The sequence below is a fragment of the Streptomyces viridiviolaceus genome (assembly GCF_014650995.1).
In the GTDB taxonomy this organism is placed as follows: Bacteria; Actinomycetota; Actinomycetes; order Streptomycetales; family Streptomycetaceae; genus Streptomyces; species Streptomyces viridiviolaceus.
The window spans coordinates 246,934-270,157 of the sequence record NZ_BMWA01000011.1 but is presented as its reverse complement, the minus strand read 5'-3'; the positions used below and the strand labels follow the sequence as shown (position 1 = coordinate 270,157).

Sequence of the window (23,224 nt, the reverse complement as noted above, 5' to 3'; positions counted from 1 at the left end):
CATCCGCTCGATGACACACCGCATTGGCGCCTAGGATTCCACCTATCACCTCACCGGTCTCATTCGACAGGAACCCCATGAGCGACACTTCCCCCTACGGCTTCGAGCTTGTGCGGCGTGGATACGACCGCGCTCAGGTGGACGAACGTATCTCCAAGCTCGTCTCCGACCGTGACAGCGCTCTCGCCCGCATCACCGCTCTGGAGAAGCGCATCGAGGAGCTTCACCTCGAGACCCAGAACGCCCAGGCCCAGGTGAACGACGCCGAGCCGTCGTACGCGGGTCTCGGCGCCCGGGTCGAGAAGATCCTGCGCCTCGCCGAGGAAGAGGCGAAGGACCTGCGCGAGGAGGCCCGGCGGGCGGCCGAACAGCACCGCGAACTCGCCGAGTCGGCCGCCCAGCAGGTCCGCAACGACGCCGAGTCGTACGCCGCGGAGCGCAAGGCCAAGGCCGAGGACGAGGGCGTCCGGATCGTCGAGAAGGCCAAGAGCGACGCCTCGCAGCTGCGCGCCGAGGCGCAGAAGGACGCGCAGTCCAAGCGCGAGGAGGCCGACGCCCTCTTCGAGGAGACCCGCGCCAAGGCCGCGCAGGCCGCCGCCGACTTCGAGACGAACCTCGCCAAGCGCCGCGAGCAGTCCGAGCGCGACCTGGCCTCCCGGCAGGCCAAGGCCGAGAAGCGCCTCGCGGAGATCGAGCACCGTGCGGAGCAGCTGCGCCTGGAGGCGGAGAAGCTGCGCACCGACGCCGAGCGCCGCGCCCGCCAGACCGTCGAGACCGCTCAGCGCCAGGCCGAGGACATCGTGGCGGACGCCAACGCCAAGGCCGACCGCATCCGTTCGGAATCGGAGCGCGAGCTCGCCGCACTCACCAACCGCCGCGACTCCATCAACGCGCAGCTGACCAACGTGCGCGAGATGCTGGCGACCCTCACGGGCGCCGCGGTGGCCGCGGCCGGCACGCCGGCCGAGGACGAGCCGATCTCCCGCGGGGTTCCCGCCCAGCAGTCCCGGTAACAACCGGCGTACGGCGACCGAACATCGGTGAAGCCCTCTGCCACTGGGGTGGCAGGGGGCTTCGTCCCGTTTTAGCGTGGCTGCATGATCGAGCTCGAGGGGCTGAGCAAGCGCTACGGCGAGAAGGTGGCGGTCAACAACCTCACCTTCACCGTCAGGCCCGGCATCATCACCGGCTTCCTCGGGCCCAACGGGGCGGGCAAGTCGACCACCATGCGCATGGTGCTCGGCCTGGACCGGCCCACCGCCGGGGACGTCCGCATCGACGGCAGGCACTACGACCAGCTCAAGGACCCGCTGACGTATGTCGGCGCCCTGCTGGACGCCAAGGCGGTGCACGGCGGGCGCAGCGCCTTCAACCATCTGCTGTGCCTGGCGCAGGCCAATGGGATCCCGGCCCGGCGGGTGCACGAGGTGCTGGACACCGTCGGTCTGACGGCGGTGGCGAAGAAGAAGGCCAAGGGCTTCTCGCTCGGCATGGCCCAGCGGCTCGGCATCGCCGCCGCGCTGCTCGGCGACCCGCGGATCCTGATGTTCGACGAGCCGGTCAACGGGCTCGACCCCGAGGGCATCCACTGGATCCGCAACCTGATGAAGTCCCTGGCCGCCCAGGGCCGGACGGTCTTCGTCTCCTCGCACCTGATGAGCGAGATGGCGCTGACCGCCGACCACCTGGTCGTCATCGGCCAGGGCCGGCTGCTCGCCGACACCTCCATGGCCGACTTCATCGCCCGGAACTCGCACAGTTACGTCCGGATCCGCACCCCGCAGCGCGAACGGCTCCTCGACGTGCTGGGCGGCGCGGGGATCACGGTCGTGGAGTCCGGCGCCGCGGTCCTGGAGGTGGACGGCGACAAGTCCGAGGCGATCGGGGAGCTGGCCGCGCAGCACCGGATCGTGCTGCACGAGCTGAGCCCCCAGCAGGCGTCCCTGGAGGAGGCGTTCATGCGGCTGACCGCCGGGTCGGTGGAGTACCACGCGCACGACGGGCAGCCGCCCGCTCCGGCGGGACCGCAGCGGCAGCAGTGGGGCGGCGAGTGGAGGAAGGGATGAGCATGGCGGCGACACAGGTCGTGCGGTCCGAGTGGACCAAGATCCGGTCGGTCGCGTCCACCGTGTGGACGCTGTCCCTCGCCGTGGTCGTCACCGTGGCCTTCGGCATGCTGATCTCGGCACTGGCGAAGAACGAGTTCGGCAGCATGGACGCGCGGGGCCGGCTCTCCTTCGACCCGACGTTCATCAGCTTCGCCGGGACAGGTCTCGGCCAGCTGGCGATGATCGTGTTCGGAGTGCTGGTGGTGGCGAACGAGTACAGCTCCGGAATGATCCGCACCTCGCTGGCCGCCGTGCCGCAGCGGGGCACCTTCCTGTTCAGCAAGATCGCGGTGGCCACCGCACTCGCCCTGGTCGTCGGCATGGCCACCAGCTTCCTCGCCTTCTACCTCGGACAGGCGATGCTCGGTGACCTCAAGGCGTCGATCGGCGATCCGGGCGTGCTGCGCGCGGTCATCGGCGGTGGCCTGTACATGACCCTCATCACGATGTTCTCGATGGGCGTCGCCGCGATGCTGCGCTCACCGATGCTGTCGCTCGCCGTCCTGATGCCGTTCTTCTTCCTGGTCTCGAACATCCTGGCCAACGTCTCGGCGACGGAGAAGATCGGCCGGTTCCTGCCCGACCAGGCCGGCAGCAAGATCATGCAGGTGGTCACGCCGGTCGACGACGACACGCCCTACGGTCCGTGGGGCGGCCTCGGGATCATGGTGCTCTGGGTGATCGCCTCGCTGGTCGGCGGGTACGTCGTGCTGAAGAGGCGGGACGCCTGACGGTGTGCCCGGACACGTTCGGATTTTGCTCGCCCTTGAACGGAACCGTCAGCGCCTCGATATCCTCCTAACCCTTACGGGGGCGTGTGCCCCGCTGTCCTGAACCTTTCGATGGGTGCGGAGCATGATCGAAGCAGTCGGCCTGACCAAGCGCTACGGCGACAAGACCGCTGTGTACAACCTGTCCTTCCAGGTCCGGCCCGGTGCCGTCACCGGTTTCCTCGGGCCGAACGGCTCGGGCAAGTCGACGACGATGCGGATGATCCTGGGGCTGGACAACCCCACCGCGGGACACGTGACCATCGGCGGCTACCCGTACCGCAGGCTGCCCAACGCTCCCCGTCAGGTCGGCGCCCTGCTCGACGCCAAGGCCGTGCACGGCGGCCGGACCGCCCGCAACCATCTGCTGAGCCTGGCCCAGCTGTCGGGCATCCCGGCCCGGCGCGTGGACGAGGTGCTCGGCGTGGTCGGCCTCCAGGAGGTGGCCAAGCGGCGGTCGAAGGGCTTCTCCCTCGGCATGGGCCAGCGGCTCGGCATCGCCGCCGCGCTGCTCGGGGACCCCCAGGTGCTGCTGTTCGACGAGCCGGTCAACGGCCTCGACCCCGAGGGCATTCTCTGGGTGCGCAACCTGATGAAGTCGCTCGCCGCCGAGGGCCGTACGGTCTTCGTCTCCTCGCACCTGATGAGCGAGATGGCACTGACCGCCGACCACCTCATCGTCATCGGGCGCGGTCAGCTGCTCGCCGACATGAGCGTGAAGGACTTCATCTCGGCCAACTCCGCCGACTTCGCGCGCGTGCGCACCCCGGACACCGAGCCGCAGCTGCGCGAGAAGCTCACCTCGGCGCTGACCGAGGCGGGCGGGCAGGTGCTGCCCGAGCCGGACGGCGCGCTGCGCGTGACGGGGCTGCCGCTGCCGCGGATCAGCGACATCGCGCACGACTCCGACGTACGGCTGTGGGAGCTGTCCCCGCACCAGGCGTCGCTGGAGGAGGCCTACATGCGGATGACGCAGGGCGCCGTCGACTACCGGTCGGTCGCCGACCAGCGGGCCGGCCTCCAGCAGCCGCTGCCGCCCGGCGCGCAGCCTCCGATGCCGGTGCCCGGGCAGGGACAGCCCGGCTGGTACGCCCCGCCGCCGCCCCAGCAGGGCGGGCAGCCGTTCCCGGCGCCGCAGGGCACGCCGGGCCCGTCCGCGCCCGCGGGGCCGTACGGCGCCCCGGCCGCGCCCGGCACGGCACCGGGCGGGCCGGCCAATCCGTACGCGCAGCCGGCGCCGCAGGCGCCCGCCGGCGCCCCGCAGCCCACCGCCGCGCCCACCGCCCCCGCGCCCGCCACCGACCCGACCAAGTCCGAGGACGCCCGATGAGCACGCCCCAGCCCCCGATGCCGCAGGCCGCGCCCGATCGGCAGGCGGCGCCCGGTTCGCCGTACCCCGGCTACACCTCGCCGATCCCGGTCGTGCGCACGACGCTCTGGCACGCGGTCGCCTCCGAGTGGACGAAGATCAGGTCGGTCCGCTCGACGATGTGGACGCTGGGCGTGTTCGTCCTGCTGGTCGTCGGCATCGGCCTGCTGGCCGGCGCGGTGGTGGCGGGGTCCTCGCCCGACGTCTCCGGAGCGAACCCGCTGGAGCTGGGCTTCTTCGGACTGCTCCTCGGCAGCATGTGCGTCATCACGCTCGGCGTGCTGACCACCGCCTCCGAGTACGGCACCGGCATGATCCGCACCACGATGGTCGCCTGCCCCAACCGCGGCCGCGTGCTCGCCGCGAAGGCGATCGTGTTCTTCCTGGTGGCGTTCGTGGTGACCCTGGTCTCGGCCTCGCTCGTGGCCCTCGCGCACGTGGCCATGCTGGAGGGCGACGGTGTGCTGGAGCCCTCCGGCGAGGAGTGGCTGAAGGCCACCGTCGGCGTCTCGCTCTACATCGCGCTGCTCGGCCTGCTCTCGCTCGCCGTCGGATCGGTGATCCGGCACTCGGCAGGGGCCATCACCATCATGATCGGCGCCGTGCTGGCCCCGCTGGTGATCGCGCTGTTCATGTTCTCTCAGTCGCTGAAGGACGTTCAGCAGGCTCTGTTCGAGTACTCGATCCCGAACCAGCTCAGCATCTTCTACGCCAACTCGCTGACGGATTCCGGCCCGTCCGGCTGGGACCCGCTGTGGATCATGCTCGGGCTCACGGCCGTCGCGTTCGCCGGCGCCTTCGCCCTGCTGGAGAAGCGGGACGTGTAGCGCGAGGGACGCGAAGAGCGTTCAGAACCTGGGCGCGTTACGGGACCGCTGCACCCGCGTGGTGCGGCGGTCCTTCGCGTTCCAGCACGCCTTGTGCCAGTGTCGGCGGTCGTCGACGCCCGCGTGCTCCGGCCAGGCCACCACGTGCGGGACCCCGTCCGGGATCAGCTGGTCGCAGCCCGGGCAGCGGTACGACTTGCCCTGTGCGCTGGCGCCCGCCACATGCCGTACGCTCCACTCCTCGCCCTGCCAGCTCTCCGACGACTGCCAGCCGCCGTAGCGGCCGGCGCGGTCGTCCTCGGCGCTCCGGCCGGACGAACCGGCTCCCTTGGGTCGGTTGCGACGCGGGGACACAGAACACCTCACGGAGCTATACAGGAAGTACGGGCCGCATCCAGCCTACGCGGCGCCGACAGGGGTACGCGTACGACGCCAATCGCCGCAACTCCCCTGTGCGGGGCGCCTCCGAGGGCCGCTCCCGGCCGCTGCACAACCGCCGATTCTGCAGACAATCCGCAAATCTCCTCGCCGGACCGTGTCCTCGGCACGTGTCAGACGGTTATGCCGTGTGGGGGAGCTCCGTGTCGGAGCCGAGGAAGCAGGAATCAGCAATGCGCGTAGGAACATTCGTGTTGGGCGCCCAGTTCCCGGGGCAGGGCCAGGGAGAAGCGCTGCACCGCGCGGTCCGCTCGGCCGAGGTCGCCGAGGAGGCCGGGCTCGACACGGTCTGGCTGGCCGAACACCACTTCGTGCCGTACGGCACGTGTCCGTCGGCGGTGACCCTGGCCGCGCTGCTGCTCGGCCGCACCCGCCGCATCCGGGTCGGCACGGCGGTCAGCGTGCTGCCCACCGCCCACCCCGTGGCACTGGGCGAGCAGGCCGCGCTGCTGCATGTGACGAGCGGCGGCCGGTTCTCGCTGGGCGTCGGCCGGGGCGGCCCGTGGGTCGACCTGGAGGTGTTCGGCACGGGCCTGGAGGCGTACGAGCAAGGGTTCCCCGAATCACTCGATCTGCTGGTGCGCTGGCTGCGCGAACCGGCCGTCGGCGCCTCGGGGGACCGGTTCCGCTTCCGCGAGGTGCCCGTCGTCCCGCGGCCCTCGGAGTCCCTGACGGACGGCGCGGGGCCGGAGGTCGTCGTCGCCTGTACGTCCCCGGCGAGCGTGCGCCTGGCTGCCGAGCGGGGACTGCCGATGCTCCTCGGCATGCACGTCGGGGACGAGGAGAAGGCCGAGATGGTCGCCCTGTGGCGGCAGCACGCCCGCGCGGCCGGACGGCCGACGGCGGAGATCCACGACGCGGCGCACGTGTCGGCGGGTGTCTGTCAGATCGCGGACCGGCGCACGGACGCGGCGGAGACGCTGCTGAAGGCGATGCCGGGCTGGCTGCGCCAGGGGCTGGGCGCCCATGTCACGGTGGACGGACGCGCCCGGCAGATGCGCGACCCGCTGGCGTACACCGAACTGCTCTGCGGGCTGCACCCGGTGGGCACTCCCCGGCTGTGCGCGGACCGGCTCGCGGCGACCGGCGAGCGGACCGGCATCTCCCGCTTCGCCCTGCTCGTCGAGGGCTCCGGAGACCTCGCGGCCACGGAGGAGAACGTACGACGGCTCGGCACCGAGGTACTCCCGCAGCTCCGCTGAGCGGGCCGGCCGTGAGAGGACGGCCGCCGGGCCCGGCGGGCTCGGCGGGGAGCTTGCCGCTCCGGTACAAACTGCACCTCCCGCGTACGGAGCGGCAAGCGGGCGACCATCGCGTCAGCAGTCGCGAAGTTCCGGCGACTGGTTCAGCAACTGACTGCGCACCGAGGTGAAACGGGCCAGCGTCTCGTCGACCGAGGAGTCCAACGGGAACACCGCCACCCGGTGGCAGTTCTGGAAGGCCAGCCGCACACCGAAGTGCCGTTGCAGTGCGCCGCGTATCGCGTCACTCGCGAGCGCACGCAGCAGCTGACCGCGTGCCTGCTCGTCCGGCGGGGGCGTCTGGTTGTCGGCGAAGGCTCCGCCGTCGACCTTCAGCTGTGCCACCAGGGAGCTGATCATCTCCCATGCGTAGGGCAGGGAGGTCCGGACGCAGTCGACGAATTCTGCTTCATCGACCTCGCCTCGCTCGGCCTTTTCGAGTAGGGCCGGTGAGACGTCGAGCGACATGGGTTCTCCTCTCGCACCCCCGACCAGCAGGGGTTGCCGGACAGTAAAGGGAGTACGCGATGTCGATCACGCTGCGTACACACGTCGCGACCTCCCGTTCAATACCGTAAGCAACCGAACGTGACCGCACCAGGAGAATGCCCAGATGGGCCCTTTCGGGTAGGCGCACAATCGGCCAGTGCGCAACATGGGCCTTATGGGAGAAGTGGGACGGCTCCTCCGGCCTCCCGACGGGACGCGAATCGCGTCGGGACCGGCCCGTCGAGTAGCGTTGCCGACCATGCGTCTCGTCATTGCCCGCTGCTCCGTCGACTACGCCGGGCGGCTCACCGCCCATCTGCCCTCGGCCCCCCGCCTGATCCTGGTCAAGGCGGACGGCAGCGTCTCGATCCATGCAGACGACCGGGCCTACAAGCCCCTGAACTGGATGTCGCCGCCCTGCACGCTGAAGGAGGGCACCGGCGACGAGGCGGGCGTGTGGACCGTCGTCAACAAGGCGGGCGAGAAGCTCATCATCACGATGGAGGAGATCCTCCACGACTCCTCGCACGAACTGGGCGTGGACCCGGGCCTGATCAAGGACGGCGTGGAAGCGCACCTCCAGGAGCTGCTGGCCGACCGCATCGAGACGCTCGGCGAGGGCTACACCCTCATCCGTCGCGAGTACCCGACGGCCATCGGTCCGGTCGACATCCTGTGCCGGGACGCCGACGGCGGGACCGTCGCCGTCGAGATCAAGCGGCGCGGCGAGATCGACGGCGTGGAACAACTCACGCGCTACCTGGAGCTGTTGAACCGCGATCCGCATCTCGCCCCGGTGCGCGGCGTCTTCGCCGCCCAGGAGATCAAGCCGCAGGCCCGGGTGCTGGCCACGGACCGCGGCATCGGCTGCCAGGTGCTGGACTACGACGCGCTGCGCGGCATCGAGGACGACAAGCTGCGGCTGTTCTGAGCGCACGCGCACACGAGAGGGCCGGGTCCGGCGGACGGACCCGGCCCTCGGTCGTGCCTGCGGAACCTCAGATCACCTGGCCCGTCGCCGGACCGGATCCGCTCGGCGACCCCGCGTCACCGCTGCTGGCGCTGCTCTGCGGCGCGCTCGCGGTGGTGCTCGCGGGGGCGCTGGAGGCGGGACCGCTCGCCGTGTCGGACGTCGAGGGCGTCGACGGCGGGGGCGGCTCGGACGTCGGGTTCGAGGTGGTCGGCGGCGGCTCGGAGGTGGGCGGATCCGTGGGCGGCTCGGACGTCGGCGGCTTGGACGTCGGTGGCTTCGCCGTCGGCTTCGTCGAGGTGGGCGGCTTGGACGGCGACGACGGGTCGCTGGGATCGCCCGAGTCGCCGGGGTCGACGGGACCGTCCGTGTCGCCGGGGTTGTTCGTGCCGCTCGGATCGTCCGACGGCCTGGCCGATTCCGTGGGTGTCGGGTCGTCGGACGTGCCGAAGGTGCCGTCCGGACCGGGGTCGGTCGGCCGGCTGGTCGCCTCGCCGGTGTCGGCGGAGCCGTCGCTGCCGTCGTTCGCCCGGTCGGCGCCGAGACTGCCGTCGTCGGCTCCCTGGCTTGCCGACGGGTTGACGCCGACCCGGTCGGAGGGATCGCCTGCGTCGTTCTCCGAGGTGGCGCCGAGCGTCACCACCGTGCCGAGTACGGCGACGAGCAGGGCGCCCGCTCCGGCGGCCACCAGATTGCGCCGGGCGAAGCCCTTGATGCCCGTCCCGGCCTTGCGGGAGGGGCCGGGGGACGGGCCCCTGTGGGTCACCAGGGTCGGGGACTGCGGCGACGGCTGGAGCGGCGGGAACGGCGCGGGCACGCCCGCCGGCGGCGACGCCGACTCCTCGTGCCGGGCGTCGGGCACCTCCTCCCCGGCGGTCGCACCGTAACCGCCCCCGAGGGCGCCGGGACCGGCCTCGGCGGCGCCCGGAGCGGCCGCCCCGGTACCGAGGCCGGGTGTGTCCCCGGAACGGTCGGCGACCAGGGCGAGGGCGCGGCGCCCCGCGACGGCGCCCCGCTTGTCGGAGAGCGCGCCGCGCAACCCGACGGAGGCCTCCAGCTCGGCGCGGGCCCGGTCGAGCTGTCCGTCGCACAGCGCGAGGATGCCGAGCTCGTGGTGGAAGTACGCCTGTTCCGCGACGTCACCGGCGAGCCTGCTGGCCTGGCTGCCGGAGCGCAGCGCCCGTTCCCAGGCGCTCCAGTGCAGCCCCGCGGCGAACGCGGGCGCCGCGGTGCGGGCCAGCTGGACGGCCGGGCTCTCCTCGCCCTCGGCGGGCGGGGCCGTCGTCGGCACCAGCACGGCGAGGGCGGCGAGCACGGCGTCGGCCTCGGCGCAGACGCGCTCCGGGGTGACCGAGGGGTGCCCGGCCCACCAGGCGTAGTGCTGGGCCGCGGTCAGCGCCCGGGCCCGGACGTCGCCGCCGTATCCGGCGCTCTCCAGCTGGGTGAGCACACCGGCGGCGAGCCGGTAGCGGGAGCCGACCGGGGAGACGAGGCCGCAGTCGGCCAGCTCCCCGAGGGCGGCGTCCGCGTGGGTGTCGCCGACCAGGGCGGGCAGGTGGGCCTGGTGCGGCACCTCGCCGCCGAGGGCGACGGCGAACTCCAGCGTGGCCCGGGCGGAGGCGCTCAGCCGGGAGGCGAGCAGCGGCGCGGGCGCGGCGGCCTCGCCGAGGGACGGCAGCGGGACCTCGTCGCTCTCGGCGGCGTCGTAGGGCGTGTCGTCGGCCGGTCGGGCGTCGGCGAAGACGCCGAACTCGTCGACGGCGTCCGCGCCGGCCCGCAGCCGGTCGCGCCGGCGCAGCAGGGCGCCCGCCTGGACGAAGCGCAGCGGCAGGCCCTCGGACTCGAACCAGAGGTCTCCGGCCCAGTTGGCCTCCTCGTCGGTGAGGGGCCGCCCGGCGGCCCGCTCCAGCAGGTCCACGCCGTCGGAGCGGTCCAGGCCGGTGAGGAAGACCTCCTCGACGGCCGAGTCGGCGGACGGGGCGGGCACGTCCGGCGTCGCGCCGATGAGGAAGGCGCACTCCGGGGTGGCGTCCAGCAGCTCGTCGAGGGCGGCGCCGCCGAGTTCGGCGTCGTCCAGGACGACGACCGCGCCGACCTCCCTGAGGTGGCCGAGCAGTTCCTCCCGGTCCGGGCGGTGCAGGGGCGCTCGGTGGACGGCGTAGAAGAGGTCGTACAGCAGGTCGTCGGCCGTGCGGTGGAAGCCGCTGAGGCGGATCACGCCGTCGGGCGCGAGGTCCGCGCAGTCCTCGGCGACGACGTCGAGGAGGCTGGTGCGGCCGGAGCCGGCCGGGCCGGTGAGGCGTACGGACCGGCCGCGGGCGAGCAGCCGCACCAGGCGTTCGCGCTCGTCCTGGCGGGCCGTGAGCGGCCGTGCGGGCCTCGTCGGTCCGGGCGGGGCGGGCGGCCGGGCGGCGCGGTCCACCTCGGCGCGTTCGGCCGCGCTGAACTTCTCGGGCCGTGCGGGCCGCTCGCCGGGCGGGCAGACCTCGATCTCGCTGCCGTCGACGGGGTTGACGGTGAGCAGGAAGTCGCCGGAGACGAGCTGCACCGTGCGGGCGAGTGCGGGCACGTGCTGTCCGAAGTCGGGTGTGAGGGGATCCCTGGGCGGGCGCGGGCGCGGCGTGTGGCCGTCGCCGTCGTGGCCGTACTCCTCGGGTCCCCGGCTGTTCGGGTCCATAGGTTCAAGCCCCCCAAAAGCGTCGTGTGCAGGGTCCCGGTCGGGACCACCCTCCCGGCCTTGCCGCACACCGCGCTGTCGCTTCTGGTCCGGGCCCGCCAGTGGGTTGCAGGGCAGCGGGCAGCCGAACCCTAAACCTTCGCTCAGTATCTCCGACAGCCCGGGGTACCGCGCCGCCCGAGACGTCACAGTCTCGTGAGGATTGCGTGCGTCGGGCGTTTCCGTGAGGGAGCGTCCGGGTCTCCCCCGCCCCGCCCGGGCACACCTGCCCGGGAGGTCACACCCTGGGCAGGCTCTCCACGCCGAGGCCGCCCTCGATGGCCAGGATGCGGTGCAACCGGGTGGCCACCAGCAGGCGCTGCATCTGCGGCGGTACGCCGCGCAGCACCAGCCGCCGGCCGCAGCGGCCGGCCCGCCGGTGGGCCCCCATGATCACACCGAGTCCGGTGGCGTCCCAGGAGTCCAGCTCTGACAGGTCGAGCACCAGGTCGCCGACTCCGTCGTCGACGGCCGAGTGCAGGACCGTACGGGCGTCCGCCGCGCTGCGGACGTCGAGGCGGCCCCCGACGACCAGCTCGACGTGGTCGCCCCTGATGTGCATATGCGCTCCCCGTGCGTGCGTCTCGTGCTCCGCGAAGTGGTGTCGTTCCGGTGCTCGGTGTGCTGAGGTGATGCAACCTCTGACTGCGTGCAACGCTCCGAGGTTGCCGCCTGTAAGCGAACCGATACCGAATTCACCCCGGCGTGTGATGTTTCCCGGGGCTGCCGCGGATTCAGTGCTTGTAGAAGCCCTGCCCGCTCTTGCGTCCGATGTCACCGGCATCCACCATCCGGCGCATCAGCTCCGGCGGGGCGAACTTCTCGTCCTGCGACTCGGTGTAGATGTTGCTCGTGGCGTGCAGCAGGATGTCCACGCCCGTCAGGTCGGCGGTGGCCAGCGGCCCCATGGCGTGGCCGAAGCCCAGCTTGCAGGCGAGGTCGATGTCCTCGGCGGTGGCGACGCCCGACTCGTACAGCTTCGCGGCCTCGACGACGAGGGCGGAGATGAGGCGGGTCGTCACGAAGCCGGCGACGTCGCGGTTGACGACGATGCAGGTCTTGCCGACGGACTCGGCGAACTCGCGCGCCGTGGCGAGCGTTTCGTCGCTGGTCTTGTAGCCGCGCACCAGCTCGCACAGCTGCATCATCGGGACCGGCGAGAAGAAGTGCGTGCCGACCACCCGCTCCGGGCGCTCCGTCACGGCCGCGATCTTGGTGATCGGGATGGCGGAGGTGTTGGAGGCGAGGACCGCCTCGTCCTTGGCGAGCTTGTCCAGCGCGCGGAAGATCTCGTGCTTGACTTCCAGCTTCTCGAAGACGGCCTCGACGACGACGTCCGCGTCGGCGACGGCGTCCAGGTCGGTGGTCGCGGTGATGCGGCCGAGGGCGGCCTCGGCGTCGTCGGCGGTCAGCCTGCCCTTGGTGACGAACTTGTCGTACGAGGCCTTGATGCCGTCCGTGCCACGCCGCAGCGCCTCGTCGGTGACGTCCCGCAGGACGACGTCCCAGCCCGCCTGCGCGGAGACCTGGGCGATGCCGGATCCCATGAGACCGGCTCCGATGACGGCGAGCTTCCGTGCCACTGTGCGACTCCCCTGATACGCGCTGTTCTTCTTCTCTCGGCCGGACACTAGCGGTCGTGAGGGGCTGTGTGACCGGTAAGTAATGCGCGTCACGTCTCACATGACGGACATCACACCGTCGAGGGTCATTCCTCGCCTCGGACGGCGTAGTTGGGCCCATCGCGCCCGTCGGTTCCTCCCTTTCCTCCGGTATCGGCGGCACCTCGCGCCCGGCCCGTGACGACGGGCACACGTGCCCGTGCCGCCGGGGCGTAACTACGCTGGGCGCATGGTCAATCTGACGCGCATCTACACCCGGACCGGCGACCGGGGCACCACCGCCCTCGGCGACATGAGCCGGGTCCCGAAGACCGACCTCAGGATCGCCGCGTACGCCGACGCCAACGAGGCCAACGCGGTGATCGGCACGGCGATCGCCCTGGGCGGCCTGGACGAGGAGATCGTCAAGGTCCTCACCCGCGTCCAGAACGACCTGTTCGACGTGGGCGCGGACCTGTCGACGCCGGTGACCGAGAACCCGGAGTACCCGCCGCTGAGGGTGGAGCAGTTCTACGTCGACAAGCTGGAGGCGGACTGCGACCGCTTCCTGGGCGAGCTGGAGAAGCTCCGCTCCTTCATCCTGCCCGGCGGCACGCCCGGCGCGGCCCTGCTGCACCAGGCGTGCACGGTGGTACGGCGGGCCGAACGCTCGACGTGGGCGGCGCTGGAGGCGCACGGCGAGGTGATGAACCCGCTGACCGCGACCTACCTCAACCGGCTGTCCGACCTGCTGTTCATCCTCGCGCGCACGGCCAACAAGGAGGTCGGGGACGTGCTGTGGGTGCCCGGCGGGGAGCGCTGAGCCGCCGCGCGCACCGCGACGCCGGTGACCGGTCACGCGGGTGACGGCCACCGGCCACCGCCGGCGGTACGCCGGTCAGCGCCGGGCGTCCTCCTCGGCCCGCAGGTGCTTGGCGGACGGAGCCGGCGGAGCGGTCGCCGGGGCCTTCTTCGGCCAGATCGCGTACGACAGCGCGATCAGGCCGTGGATGCCGGCGGCGCGCCAGGCGACGGACTGCCAGCTCTCCAGGGAGCCGGTGCGGCTCGGGTCGTCGACGTACCACATGGCGATCTGCAGCAGCCCGGTGGCCACGGCGGCGGCCAGCAGCGTGCCCAGCCACACCTTGCCCTCGTGGAGGGCCCGGGCCATGCCGTAGCGCGGCGGACCGGCCGGCCTCGGGGCTCCGGCCAGCCGGTGGGCGGCGTGGCCGTCGAGCCATTTCACGGTCCGGTGGCCGTGGCCGACGGTGTAGCCGATGTACAGCGCGGCCAGCCCGTGCTTCCCGCTCGGGTCGGCGCCGTTCTTCAGGTCCAGCGCGGTGACGACCAGCAGGACGACCTCCAGCAGCGGCTCGCACAGCAGCAACGCCATGCCCGTGCGCGGCATGCGCAGCAGGTAGCGGAAGGCCAGCCCGGCCGACAGCAGCACCCAGAAGCCGATCTCGCAGGCGATGATCAGGGTGACGATCACGGTTCGCTCCTCTCGGTCACCCTTTCAGGCTCCCGTGCCCGGCGGCCGGGATCGTCGTCGCCGCTGACGAACCTGCGGTACATCGAAAGATGCAGTACGGGACCGTTCCCGGGCATCAGGCGAGGGCCGGGCGGGCCGTGTTGGATGGTGGCATGGCCGTACGACTCCCCCGCCCGCACCGCTTCGACGTGTACGTCGCGGCGGCCGGGCTGCTCGGCGGGCTCCTGCTGTGGGGCATCGGTCTGGGCGTCCGCCCGGCCGACGAACCCATGGTGCTGTTCGACGGCCGGTGGCCGCTGCTGGCCCCGCTCGTTGTCACGGCCGGCTGCGAGCTGCTGCGCCGGGCCGCGCCGCGCACCGGCCTGCTGATCGGCACGGGCGCGCTCGTCCTGGACACGATGACACAGGGCAGCCTGGTCACGGTGCTGATGTACACCGACCTCATGTACGCCGCCGTCCTGTACGGCCCGCCCGCCTCGGCCCGGCGTATCCCGTGGATCACCGGGCTGCTCACGGTGGCGGCGACGGTGGTGCCGTTCGCGGTATGGCGGGTGCCCGAGGCGCTGCTGATCGGCGTCGCCGTCGGGATCGTGTCGTTCGCGCCCGCGTCCACGGGGCTGATCGTGCGCAGTCACCGGGAGGCCGCCGAGGCCGCCCGGCTGCGCGCCGAGCAGACCGCGCTGCTGGCCGAGATGGACCGGGTCCAGGCGGTGACCGCGGAACGGTCCCGGATGGCCCGCGAGTTGCACGACATGGTCGCCAACCACCTCTCCGCGATCGCCATCCACTCCACGGCCGCACTGTCCCTGGACGACCCGGCGACCACGCGTCAGGCGCTCGGTGTGATCCGGGAGAACAGTGTCGAGGGACTGGCGGAGATGCGGCGGCTGATCGGCATCCTGCGGGACACCGGCGGGGACACCGGGCCGGCCGCCGCCCCCACCCTCGACGGTCTCGGCGCACTGGTCGACGGCGCCCGCGCCAACGGGCTGGACGTCACCCTGGAGGCGGCGTACGGCGAGGGCCTGCCCGCGCCGGTCGAGCTGGCCGCGTACCGGATCGTGCAGGAGTCCTTGACGAACGCGCTGAAGCACGCCTCGGACGGGCCGGTCCGCGTGACGCTGGCCCGCCGGGACCACGTCCTGCGGGTCGAGGTGACCAGCCCGTACGGCGACCGCGACGCGCCCCGCGCGCCCGGCTCGGGCGCCGGTCTGGTCGGCATGCGGGAGCGGGCGGCGCTGTTGCACGGCTCGTTCGAGGCGGGAGCCGAGCGGGCGGCCGATGGGAAGATCTGGACCGTGCGTGCCACGCTGCCGCTCACCGAAGGAGACTGAAGCATGATCCGCGTCCTCGTCGCCGAGGACCAGTCCGCCGTCCGCGCCGGGCTGGTCCTGATCCTGGGCAGCGCGCCGGACATCGAGGTGGTCGGTGAGGCGGCGGACGGCGAGCAGGCGGTGGCACTGGCCCGTCGGCTGCGGCCGGACCTGGTGCTGATGGACGTTCAGATGCCGCGCCTGGACGGCGTGTCGGCGACCCGGCGGGTGGTCGACGAGCAGTTGGCCGACGTGCTGGTGCTGACCACCTTCGACCTCGACGAGTACGTCTTCGGGGCGCTCAGGGCGGGTGCCGCCGGGTTCCTGCTGAAGAACACGGAGGCGAAGGACCTGATCGCCGCCGTGCGCACCGTGGCGGGCGGCGAGGGGATCGTCGCCCCGGCCGTCACCCGGCGGTTGATCGCCGAGTTCGCGGCGAAGCCGGTCCGGGAGACGACCGCGGATCCGGCGTTGCTGCGGGAACTGACCCGCCGTGAGCGCGAGGTCCTCTCCTGTCTCGGCGAGGGACTGTCCAACGCCGCGATCGCCGGCCGGCTGGACATGGCCGAGGCCACGGTGAAGACGCACGTCAGCCGCCTGCTGGGGAAGCTGGGGCTGCGCAGCCGGGTACAAGCGGCCGTGCTCGCGCAGGAGTTGGGGATCTAGCCACCCTTCGGTGGTAGTGGTCCAGACCTATTGACCCATGGTCCAGACCTTTCTATTCTCGCGGCACTGCGGGCATGAGGCTCAGTCATGCCCACAACAACATCCCCACAGGTCCCCACATAAGGAGGCGCAGCATGCGCTTCAGACACAGAGCCGCGGCACTGGCCGCGACCCTGGCACTCCCGCTCGGCGGACTCGTCGGACTCGCGAGCCCCGCCCAGGCGGCCACGAGCGCGACGGCCACCTTCACCAAGACCTCGGACTGGGGCTCCGGCTTCGGCGGCAGCTGGACGGTGAAGAACACCGGCACCACGACCATCAACTCCTGGACGGTCGAGTGGGACTTCCCCTCCGGCACCAAGGTCACCTCCGCCTGGGACGCCACGGTCACCAACTCCGGTGACCACTGGACCGCCAAGAACGTCGGCTGGAACGGCACCCTCGCCCCCGGGGCGTCCGTCTCCTTCGGTTTCAACGGCACCGGTTCCGGCTCCCCGTCCGGCTGCAAGCTCAACGGCGGCAGCTGCGACGGCACCTCCGTCCCCGGCGACGCGGCCCCCTCCGCCCCCGGCACCCCCACGGCCTCGGACATCACCGACACCTCGGTGAAACTGTCCTGGTCGGCGGCCACCGACGACAAGGGCGTCAAGAACTACGACGTCCTGCGCGACGGCGCCAAGGTCGCGACGGTCACGGGCACGTCGTACACGGACACCGGCCTGACCAAGGGCACCGACTACTCGTACACGGTCCAGGCCCGTGACACCGCCGACCAGACCGGCCCGGCCAGCGGCGCCGTCAAGGTCCGCACCACCGGCGACGGCGGCGGCAACCCGGGCGGCGGCGACGAGGTCAAGCTCGGCTACTTCACCAACTGGGGCGTCTACGGGCGCAACTACCACGTGAAGAACCTGGTCACCTCCGGCTCGGCCGAGAAGATCACGCACATCAACTACGCCTTCGGCAACGTCCAGGGCGGCAAGTGCACGATCGGCGACGCCTACGCCGACTACGACAAGGCCTACACCGCCGACCAGTCCGTCGACGGCGTCGCCGACACCTGGGACCAGCCGCTGCGCGGCAACTTCAACCAGCTGCGCAAGCTGAAGGCCAAGTACCCGCACATCAAGGTGCTGTGGTCCTTCGGCGGCTGGACCTGGTCCGGCGGCTTCCCCGACGCCGTGAAGAACCCGGCCGCCTTCGCGAAGTCCTGCCACGACCTGGTCGAGGACCCGCGCTGGGCCGACGTCTTCGACGGCATCGACCTGGACTGGGAGTACCCGAACGCCTGCGGTCTGAGCTGTGACACCACCAGCGCCAAGAACGCCTTCAGCAGCATGATGAAGGCCATGCGCGCCGAGTTCGGCAACGACCTCGTCACCGCGGCCGTCACCGCGGACGCGTCCGACGGCGGCAAGATCGACGCCGCCGACTACGGCCCGGCCGCGCAGTACATCGACTGGTACAACGTGATGACGTACGACTTCTTCGGCGCCTGGGCGAAGAACGGTCCCACCGCCCCGCACTCGCCGCTGACCTCGTACGACGGCATCCCGCAGCAGGGCTTCAACTCCGCCGAGGCCATCGCGAGGTTCAAGGCGAAGGGCGTCCCGGCCGACAAGCTCCTGCTCGGCATCGGCTTCTACGGCCGCGGCTGGACCGGCGTCACCCAGTCCGCGCCCGGCGGCACCGCGACCGGCCCGGCCGCCGGTACCTACGAGGCGGGCATCGAGGACTACAAGGTCCTCAGGAACAGCTGCCCGGCCACCGGCACCGTCGCCGGCACGGCGTACGCGCACTGCGGCACCAACTGGTGGTCCTACGACACCCCGGCGACCGTGAAGTCGAAGATGGACTGGGCCGAGAACCAGGGCCTGGGCGGCGCCTTCTTCTGGGAGTTCAGCGGTGACACCGCCAACGGCGAGCTGGTGAGCGCCATCGACAGCGGCCTGAAGTAGTCACCGAGCAGTAGTCACCAAGCGACGTTGTCGCTCCCCCGGACTTCGTCCGGGGGACCCCCACCCAGCGAGTGAATGTGGCTACGCCACATTCACTCGCTGTCCGGGCGGGGCTGCCTCCAGCCACGCGAGGAAACCGGTCAGCGCGTCCTCGCTCATCGCCAGCTCCAGCCGCGTCCCCCGGTGCAGACAGGCCAGGACCACGGAGTCGGACAGCAGGGCCAGCTCCTCCTCGCCGTCCGGGACGCGACGCCCGGCCACCTCGATCGACGACCGCTCCAGGACGCGACGCGGCCGGGGGGAGTACGAGAAGACGCGGTACCACTCGACCCGGTCGCCGTTGTAGCGGGCCACGCCATAGGCCCAGCCCTTGCCGCCGGCGTCGCCCTCCTCGGGGGCGTCCCACCGCAGGGAGCAGTCGAAGGTGCCGCCGGAGCGCTGGATCAGCCTGCGGCGCAGACCGAAGACGAACAGTCCCACCACCACGAGTGCGACGACAAGTCCGCACACAGTCAGAGCGAGGACCATCGGCACCGACCTCCTCGTCTCCTAGGTAACGGAACGTAAAAAACACCCGGATCTGGCTCAGCCGCGGCCGGGTCCGGATCGCTCCGGTCCCAGCCGCGGCTGAGTGACGTCATAGCACAGCTCTGGGGTCAGCGCCCCGCCGCCGCGCGCAGTCGGACGTCCGCGCGACGCTCGGCGGTGGCGTCGCCCTCCGCCTTCGCGCGCTCGAGCTCCCGCTCCGCGCGCTGGACGTCGATCTCGTCCGACAGTTCGGCGATCTCGGCCAGCAGCGACAGCTTGTTGTCGGCGAACGAGATGAAACCGCCGTGCACCGCGGCGACGACCGTTCCACCATCACTCGTACGGATGGTCACCGGGCCCGACTCCAGCACACCGAGCAGCGGCTGGTGACCGGGCATGACGCCGATGTCGCCGGACGTGGTGCGCGCGACGACCAGGGTGGCCTCGCCGGACCAGACCTGGCGGTCGGCGGCGACCAGCTCGACGTGCAGCTCAGCAGCCAAGGGTGGCTCCTCGGGTCACCACCCGGCGGGAGAGCCGGGTGTTGGTTACAAGTCTAATGGGCGTGACAGAGGGGGCGGGACGCGCCCGCCCCCTCCGGTGTGAGCCTCAAGGGCTCACCATGAGCGCGAGGCTCAGGAGACGCCCAGCTCCTTCGCGTTCTTCTTCAGGTCCTCGATACCACCGCACATGAAGAACGCCTGCTCCGGGAAGTGGTCGTACTCACCGTCGCAGATCGCGTTGAACGCGGCGATCGACTCGTCCAGCGGCACGTCCGAACCGTCCACGCCGGTGAACTGCTTGGCGACGTGGGTGTTCTGGGACAGGAAGCGCTCCACGCGACGGGCGCGGTGGACGACGAGCTTGTCCTCCTCGCCGAGCTCGTCGATACCGAGGATCGCGATGATGTCCTGCAGGTCCTTGTACTTCTGCAGGATGTTCTTCACGCGCATGGCCGCGTTGTAGTGGTCCTGCGCGATGTAGCGCGGGTCCAGGATCCGGGACGTCGAGTCCAGCGGGTCCACGGCCGGGTAGATGCCCTTCTCCGAGATCGGACGGGACAGAACCGTCGTCGCGTCGAGGTGGGCGAAGGTGGTGGCCGGGGCCGGGTCGGTCAGGTCGTCCGCGGGGACGTAGATCGCCTGCATGGAGGTGATCGAGTGACCACGGGTCGAGGTGATGCGCTCCTGGAGGAGACCCATCTCGTCGGCCAGGTTCGGCTGGTAGCCCACCGCGGAGGGCATACGGCCGAGCAGGGTCGACACCTCGGAACCGGCCTGGGTGAAGCGGAAGATGTTGTCGATGAAGAACAGCACGTCCTGCTTCTGCACATCGCGGAAGTACTCCGCCATGGTCAAACCGGCCAGGGCCACGCGCAGACGGGTGCCCGGGGGCTCGTCCATCTGGCCGAAGACCAGCGCGGTCTTGTCGATGACGCCCGAGTCGCTCATCTCGTCGATGAGGTCGTTGCCCTCACGGGTGCGCTCACCGACACCGGCGAACACCGACACACCGTCGTGGTTGTTGGCGACGCGGTAGATCATCTCCTGGATGAGCACCGTCTTGCCGACGCCGGCGCCGCCGAACAGACCGATCTTGCCGCCCTTGACGTACGGGGTCAGCAGGTCGATGACCTTGACGCCGGTCTCGAACATCTCGGTCTTCGACTCGAGCTCGTCGAAGTTGGGCGCCTTGCGGTGGATCGGCCAGCGCTCACCGTCGTAGGTCTCGTCGACGTTCAGCACCTCACCGAGGGTGTTGAACACCTTGCCCTTGGTGAAGTCGCCGACCGGCACCGAGATGGAGGCACCCGTGTCGGTCACCGGGGCCTGGCGGACCAGACCGTCGGTGGGCTGCATGGAGATGGTGCGGACCAGGCCGTCACCCAGGTGCTGGGCGACCTCCAGGGTCAGCGTCTTCAGCTCGCCCTCGTTCGCCGGGTCGGCGACCTGGACGTGCAGCGCGTTGTAGATGTCCGGCATCGCGTCGACGGGGAACTCCACGTCGACGACCGGGCCGATGACCCGCGCGACGCGGCCCGTCGCCGTGGCCGTCTCAACAGTGGTGGTCATTAGTTGTCACTCCCCGCGGTCGCGTCGGCCAGGGCGCTCGCGCCACCGACGATCTCGCTGATTTCCTGGGTGATTTCGGCCTGGCGGGCCGCGTTGGCAAGACGGGAGAGCGTGTTGATCAGCTCGCCCGCGTTGTCGGTGGCCGACTTCATCGCGCGCCGGGTGGCGGCGTGCTTGGAAGCGGCCGACTGGAGCAGCGCGTTGTAGATCCGGCTCTCGACGTACCGCGGCAGCAGGGCGTCGAGGACGTCCTCCGCCGAGGGCTCGAAGTCGTAGAGCGGCAGGATCTCGCCCTTGGCGGCGGTCTCCTGCGCGACCTCTTCGAGGCGCAGCGGAAGCAGCCGCGAGTCGACCGCCGTCTGCGTCATCATCGAGACGAACTCGGTGTAGACGATGTGGAGCTCGTCCACGCCGCCGTCCGCCGTCTCCTTCTCGATCGCCTCGATCAGCGGAGCCGCGACCTTCTTGGCGTCCGCGTACGAGGGCTCGTCGGTGAAGCCCGTCCACGACTCCGAGATCTTGCGCTCACGGAAGTTGTAGTGGGCGACACCGCGCCGGCCGACGATGAACGTGTCGACCTGCTTGCCCTCGCGCTCCAGGCGCTCGGTCAGCTGCTCCGCCGCCTTGATGGCGTTGGAGTTGAAGGCGCCGGCCAGACCGCGGTCGCTCGTGAGGAGCAGGACCGCGGCACGGGTCGGGTTCTCCGCCTCCGTGGTCAGCGGGTGCTTGGTGTTCGAACCGGTGCCGACCGCCGTGACCGCGCGGGTCAGTTCCTGCGCGTACGGCGTGGAGGCCGCCACCTTGCGCTGCGCCTTGACGACGCGCGAGGCGGCGATCATCTCCATCGCCTTGGTGATCTTCTTGGTCGCGGTGACGGATCGGATGCGACGCTTGTAGACCCGGAGCTGGGCTCCCATGAGTCAGGTCCCTTCCTTACGTCACTTGGCGGCGGACGGGGCGTCCTCGCCGAGCAGCTTGCCGTCCGAGGTCTCGAACTGCTTCTTGAACGCCGCGATCGCCTCGGCAACGGCCTGCAGGGTGTCGTCGGACATCTTGCCGCCCTCCTTGATGGAGGTCATGAGGCCCTGCTCCTTGCGGTGCAGGTACTCCAGCAGCTCCTTCTCGAAGCGGCGGATGTCGGCGACCGGCACGTCGTCCATCTTGCCGGTGGTGCCGGCCCAGACGGAGACGACCTGGTCCTCGGTGGCCATCGGCTGGTACTGGTCCTGCTTCAGCAGCTCGACCATGCGCTGACCGCGCTCCAGCTGCGCCTTCGACGCGGCGTCCAGGTCGGAACCGAAGGCGGCGAACGCCTCCAGCTCACGGAACTGGGCGAGGTCCACGCGCAGACGGCCGGAGACCTGCTTCATCGCCTTGTGCTGGGCGGAGCCACCGACGCGGGAGACCGAGATACCGACGTTCAGGGCCGGGCGCTGGCCGGCGTTGAACAGGTCGGACTCCAGGAAGCACTGGCCGTCGGTGATGGAGATGACGTTGGTCGGGATGAACGCCGAGACGTCGTTGGCCTTGGTCTCGACGATCGGCAGACCGGTCATCGAGCCGGCACCCATGTCGTCGGAGAGCTTGGCGCAGCGCTCCAGCAGACGGGAGTGCAGGTAGAAGACGTCACCCGGGTAGGCCTCGCGGCCCGGCGGGCGGCGCAGCAGCAGCGACACGGCGCGGTAGGCGTCGGCCTGCTTCGACAGGTCGTCGAAGATGATCAGGACGTGCTTGCCCTCGTACATCCACTGCTGACCGATGGCCGAGCCGGTGTAGGGCGCCAGGTACTTGAAGCCGGCCGGGTCGGACGCCGGGGCGGCGACGATGGTCGTGTACTCCAGCGCGCCGTTCTCCTCCAGCGCGCGGCGGACCGACGCGATGGTGGAGCCCTTCTGGCCGATGGCGACGTAGATGCAGCGGACCTGCTTGTTCGGGTCGCCGGTGCGCCAGTTGTCACGCTGGTTGATGATCGTGTCGACGGCCAGGGCGGTCTTGCCGGTCTGACGGTCACCGATGATCAGCTGACGCTGACCACGGCCGATCGGGGTCATGGCGTCGACGGCCTTGTAGCCGGTCTCCATCGGCTCGTGCACCGACTTGCGCTGCATGACCGTGGGGGCCTGCAGCTCGAGGGCGCGGCGGCCCTCGGTCTCGATCTCGCCGAGGCCGTCGATCGGGTTGCCGAGGGGGTCGACGACGCGGCCGAGGTAGCCCTCGCCCACGGCGACCGACAGGACCTCGCCGGTGCGGGTGACCGGCTGGCCCTCCTCGATGCCGCTGAACTCACCGAGGACGATGGCACCGATCTCGCGCTCCTCGAGGTTGAGGGCGAGGCCGAGGGTGCCGTCCTCGAACTTCAGCAGCTCGTTGGCCATGGCCGAGGGCAGGCCCTCGACCTTCGCGATGCCGTCGCCGGCAAGGGTGACCGTACCGACCTCCTCGCGCGAGGCCGCGTCCGGCTTGTACGACTGGACGAAGTTCTCCAGCGCATCCCGGATCTCCTCCGGCCGGATCGTGAGCTCCGCCATCTGAGTTCCCTGCTCTCCTTGTTGGGCCCGAAGTTTCACTTGGGGGGTAGAAGGGACTCCCCCCAATAAGAGGTGAATCCTCTGCACGGCCCAACCAGGGCCGTCGTAAGTACGTACTGCTTGTTGTTCTGTTGCCGC

At 70.9% G+C, this 23,224-nt stretch carries 22 protein-coding genes; 11 read left to right on the top strand and 11 right to left on the bottom strand.

Translation table 11 applies throughout. The features are described from left to right. The first annotated feature begins 77 nt into the window (after positions 1-77). The 5 genes from IE260_RS18425 to IE260_RS18405 all read left to right on the top strand — a co-directional run bounded on the left by IE260_RS18425 (position 78) and on the right by IE260_RS18405 (position 5,074). Positions 78-1,013 carry a coiled-coil domain-containing protein gene (locus tag IE260_RS18425; RefSeq protein ID WP_189873174.1) on the top strand — a complete coding sequence of 312 codons (936 nt, stop codon included), beginning with the start codon at positions 78-80 and terminating at the stop codon, positions 1,011-1,013. A gap of 84 nt (positions 1,014-1,097) precedes the next feature. Then, positions 1,098-2,066, top strand: a complete 969-nt coding sequence (locus tag IE260_RS18420) for an ABC transporter ATP-binding protein (protein ID WP_189873172.1) — start codon at positions 1,098-1,100, stop codon at positions 2,064-2,066. Next, positions 2,063-2,839 carry an ABC transporter permease gene (locus IE260_RS18415; RefSeq protein WP_189873171.1) on the top strand — a complete coding sequence of 259 codons (777 nt, stop codon included), beginning with the start codon at positions 2,063-2,065 and terminating at the stop codon, positions 2,837-2,839. The genes IE260_RS18420 and IE260_RS18415 overlap by 4 nt, the downstream gene beginning before the upstream one ends. Before the next feature lie 124 nt (positions 2,840-2,963). Then, positions 2,964-4,208, top strand: a complete 1,245-nt coding sequence (locus tag IE260_RS18410) for an ABC transporter ATP-binding protein (protein ID WP_189873169.1) — start codon at positions 2,964-2,966, stop codon at positions 4,206-4,208. Next, entirely contained in the window at positions 4,205-5,074 is an 870-nt protein-coding gene (locus IE260_RS18405) for an ABC-2 transporter permease (RefSeq protein ID WP_189873167.1), read from the top strand. Before IE260_RS18410 ends, IE260_RS18405 begins: the two co-directional genes overlap by 4 nt. A gap of 21 nt (positions 5,075-5,095) precedes the next feature. Here IE260_RS18405 and IE260_RS18400 read toward each other — a convergent pair whose 3' ends face one another. Then, positions 5,096-5,428: an Rv1322 family protein gene (locus IE260_RS18400; protein ID WP_189873165.1), complete on the bottom strand. Its 333-nt coding sequence runs from the start codon at positions 5,426-5,428 to the stop codon at positions 5,096-5,098. 257 nt (positions 5,429-5,685) lie between these two features. On the opposite strand from IE260_RS18400, the gene IE260_RS18395 reads away from it, so the two are divergent. Beyond that, the gene (locus IE260_RS18395) at positions 5,686-6,714 is read left to right on the top strand and encodes an LLM class flavin-dependent oxidoreductase (RefSeq protein WP_189873163.1); all 1,029 of its coding nucleotides are present in this window, start codon (positions 5,686-5,688) and stop codon (positions 6,712-6,714) included. A gap of 114 nt (positions 6,715-6,828) precedes the next feature. Here the strand turns inward: IE260_RS18395 and IE260_RS18390 are convergent, their stop codons facing one another. Then, positions 6,829-7,221, bottom strand: coding sequence for an SCO5389 family protein (locus IE260_RS18390; RefSeq protein WP_188185161.1), 393 nt, complete (start codon positions 7,219-7,221; stop codon positions 6,829-6,831). 280 nt (positions 7,222-7,501) lie between these two features. Between IE260_RS18390 and nucS the strand changes: the two genes are divergently transcribed. Further along, positions 7,502-8,173, top strand: coding sequence for an endonuclease NucS (gene nucS, locus IE260_RS18385; protein ID WP_189873161.1), 672 nt, complete (start codon positions 7,502-7,504; stop codon positions 8,171-8,173). A gap of 67 nt (positions 8,174-8,240) precedes the next feature. Here the strand turns inward: nucS and IE260_RS18380 are convergent, their stop codons facing one another. From IE260_RS18380 to IE260_RS18370, 3 genes are all read right to left on the bottom strand, one after another. Beyond that, on the bottom strand, positions 8,241-10,889 hold the full coding sequence (locus IE260_RS18380) for an ATP-binding protein (RefSeq protein WP_189873159.1): 2,649 nt from the start codon (positions 10,887-10,889) through the stop codon (positions 8,241-8,243). 277 nt (positions 10,890-11,166) lie between these two features. Further along, positions 11,167-11,490 carry an STAS domain-containing protein gene (locus tag IE260_RS18375; protein ID WP_030420940.1) on the bottom strand — a complete coding sequence of 108 codons (324 nt, stop codon included), beginning with the start codon at positions 11,488-11,490 and terminating at the stop codon, positions 11,167-11,169. Positions 11,491-11,662: 172 nt separating this feature from the next. Continuing rightward, positions 11,663-12,511: a 3-hydroxyacyl-CoA dehydrogenase family protein gene (locus IE260_RS18370; protein ID WP_189873158.1), complete on the bottom strand. Its 849-nt coding sequence runs from the start codon at positions 12,509-12,511 to the stop codon at positions 11,663-11,665. 268 nt (positions 12,512-12,779) lie between these two features. Here IE260_RS18370 and IE260_RS18365 point away from each other — a divergent pair, with 268 nt between their 5' ends. Next, a complete protein-coding gene (locus IE260_RS18365; protein ID WP_189873156.1) occupies positions 12,780-13,352 on the top strand; it encodes a cob(I)yrinic acid a,c-diamide adenosyltransferase in 573 nt (190 codons plus the stop codon). Between the two features lie 75 nt (positions 13,353-13,427). Here IE260_RS18365 and IE260_RS18360 read toward each other — a convergent pair whose 3' ends face one another. Beyond that, complete coding sequence (locus IE260_RS18360; RefSeq protein WP_189873154.1) at positions 13,428-14,021, bottom strand: hypothetical protein; 594 nt, start codon at positions 14,019-14,021, stop codon at positions 13,428-13,430. Positions 14,022-14,173: 152 nt separating this feature from the next. Here IE260_RS18360 and IE260_RS18355 point away from each other — a divergent pair, with 152 nt between their 5' ends. The 3 genes from IE260_RS18355 (at position 14,174) to IE260_RS18345 (ending at position 17,958) form a co-directional block, all read left to right on the top strand. After that, the gene (locus tag IE260_RS18355) at positions 14,174-15,355 is read left to right on the top strand and encodes a sensor histidine kinase (protein WP_189873152.1); all 1,182 of its coding nucleotides are present in this window, start codon (positions 14,174-14,176) and stop codon (positions 15,353-15,355) included. A gap of 3 nt (positions 15,356-15,358) precedes the next feature. After that, positions 15,359-16,000, top strand: coding sequence for a response regulator (locus tag IE260_RS18350; RefSeq protein WP_189873150.1), 642 nt, complete (start codon positions 15,359-15,361; stop codon positions 15,998-16,000). A 134-nt stretch (positions 16,001-16,134) separates the two neighbouring features. After that, positions 16,135-17,958 (top strand): glycoside hydrolase family 18 chitinase, encoded by a 1,824-nt coding sequence (locus tag IE260_RS18345; protein WP_189873148.1) that lies wholly within the window; start codon positions 16,135-16,137, stop codon positions 17,956-17,958. Positions 17,959-18,039: 81 nt separating this feature from the next. Here the strand turns inward: IE260_RS18345 and IE260_RS18340 are convergent, their stop codons facing one another. The 5 genes from IE260_RS18340 to atpA form a co-directional block, all read right to left on the bottom strand. Next, complete coding sequence (locus tag IE260_RS18340) at positions 18,040-18,486, bottom strand: DUF2550 domain-containing protein (protein WP_189873146.1); 447 nt, start codon at positions 18,484-18,486, stop codon at positions 18,040-18,042. 128 nt (positions 18,487-18,614) lie between these two features. After that, entirely contained in the window at positions 18,615-18,989 is a 375-nt protein-coding gene (locus IE260_RS18335) for a F0F1 ATP synthase subunit epsilon (RefSeq protein ID WP_189873144.1), read from the bottom strand. 132 nt (positions 18,990-19,121) lie between these two features. Next, on the bottom strand, positions 19,122-20,558 hold the full coding sequence (gene atpD / locus IE260_RS18330) for a F0F1 ATP synthase subunit beta (protein ID WP_189873142.1): 1,437 nt from the start codon (positions 20,556-20,558) through the stop codon (positions 19,122-19,124). Beyond that, positions 20,558-21,475: a F0F1 ATP synthase subunit gamma gene (locus IE260_RS18325; RefSeq protein WP_189873140.1), complete on the bottom strand. Its 918-nt coding sequence runs from the start codon at positions 21,473-21,475 to the stop codon at positions 20,558-20,560. The genes atpD and IE260_RS18325 overlap by 1 nt, the downstream gene beginning before the upstream one ends. Positions 21,476-21,496: 21 nt before the next feature. After that, positions 21,497-23,086, bottom strand: coding sequence for a F0F1 ATP synthase subunit alpha (gene atpA, locus IE260_RS18320; RefSeq protein WP_189873138.1), 1,590 nt, complete (start codon positions 23,084-23,086; stop codon positions 21,497-21,499). Positions 23,087-23,224 lie beyond the last annotated feature (138 nt).

What these genes read in the sequence shown, in the direction of transcription:
- IE260_RS18425 (WP_189873174.1), top strand. Translation starts at nt 78, where the DNA reads ATGAGCGACACTTCCCCCTACGGCTTCGAGCTTGTGCGGCGTGGATAC.
- IE260_RS18420 (WP_189873172.1), top strand. Translation starts at nt 1,098, where the DNA reads ATGATCGAGCTCGAGGGGCTGAGCAAGCGCTACGGCGAGAAGGTGGCG.
- IE260_RS18415 (WP_189873171.1), top strand. Translation starts at nt 2,063, where the DNA reads ATGAGCATGGCGGCGACACAGGTCGTGCGGTCCGAGTGGACCAAGATC.
- IE260_RS18410 (WP_189873169.1), top strand. Translation starts at nt 2,964, where the DNA reads ATGATCGAAGCAGTCGGCCTGACCAAGCGCTACGGCGACAAGACCGCT.
- IE260_RS18405 (WP_189873167.1), top strand. Translation starts at nt 4,205, where the DNA reads ATGAGCACGCCCCAGCCCCCGATGCCGCAGGCCGCGCCCGATCGGCAG.
- IE260_RS18395 (WP_189873163.1), top strand. Translation starts at nt 5,686, where the DNA reads ATGCGCGTAGGAACATTCGTGTTGGGCGCCCAGTTCCCGGGGCAGGGC.
- IE260_RS18390 (WP_188185161.1), bottom strand. Translation starts at nt 7,221, where the DNA reads ATGTCGCTCGACGTCTCACCGGCCCTACTCGAAAAGGCCGAGCGAGGC.
- nucS (WP_189873161.1), top strand. Translation starts at nt 7,502, where the DNA reads ATGCGTCTCGTCATTGCCCGCTGCTCCGTCGACTACGCCGGGCGGCTC.
- IE260_RS18380 (WP_189873159.1), bottom strand. Translation starts at nt 10,889, where the DNA reads ATGGACCCGAACAGCCGGGGACCCGAGGAGTACGGCCACGACGGCGAC.
- IE260_RS18375 (WP_030420940.1), bottom strand. Translation starts at nt 11,490, where the DNA reads ATGCACATCAGGGGCGACCACGTCGAGCTGGTCGTCGGGGGCCGCCTC.
- IE260_RS18365 (WP_189873156.1), top strand. Translation starts at nt 12,780, where the DNA reads ATGGTCAATCTGACGCGCATCTACACCCGGACCGGCGACCGGGGCACC.
- IE260_RS18355 (WP_189873152.1), top strand. Translation starts at nt 14,174, where the DNA reads ATGGCCGTACGACTCCCCCGCCCGCACCGCTTCGACGTGTACGTCGCG.
- IE260_RS18350 (WP_189873150.1), top strand. Translation starts at nt 15,359, where the DNA reads ATGATCCGCGTCCTCGTCGCCGAGGACCAGTCCGCCGTCCGCGCCGGG.
- IE260_RS18345 (WP_189873148.1), top strand. Translation starts at nt 16,135, where the DNA reads ATGCGCTTCAGACACAGAGCCGCGGCACTGGCCGCGACCCTGGCACTC.
- IE260_RS18340 (WP_189873146.1), bottom strand. Translation starts at nt 18,486, where the DNA reads ATGGTCCTCGCTCTGACTGTGTGCGGACTTGTCGTCGCACTCGTGGTG.
- atpD (WP_189873142.1), bottom strand. Translation starts at nt 20,558, where the DNA reads ATGACCACCACTGTTGAGACGGCCACGGCGACGGGCCGCGTCGCGCGG.
- IE260_RS18325 (WP_189873140.1), bottom strand. Translation starts at nt 21,475, where the DNA reads ATGGGAGCCCAGCTCCGGGTCTACAAGCGTCGCATCCGATCCGTCACC.
- atpA (WP_189873138.1), bottom strand. Translation starts at nt 23,086, where the DNA reads ATGGCGGAGCTCACGATCCGGCCGGAGGAGATCCGGGATGCGCTGGAG.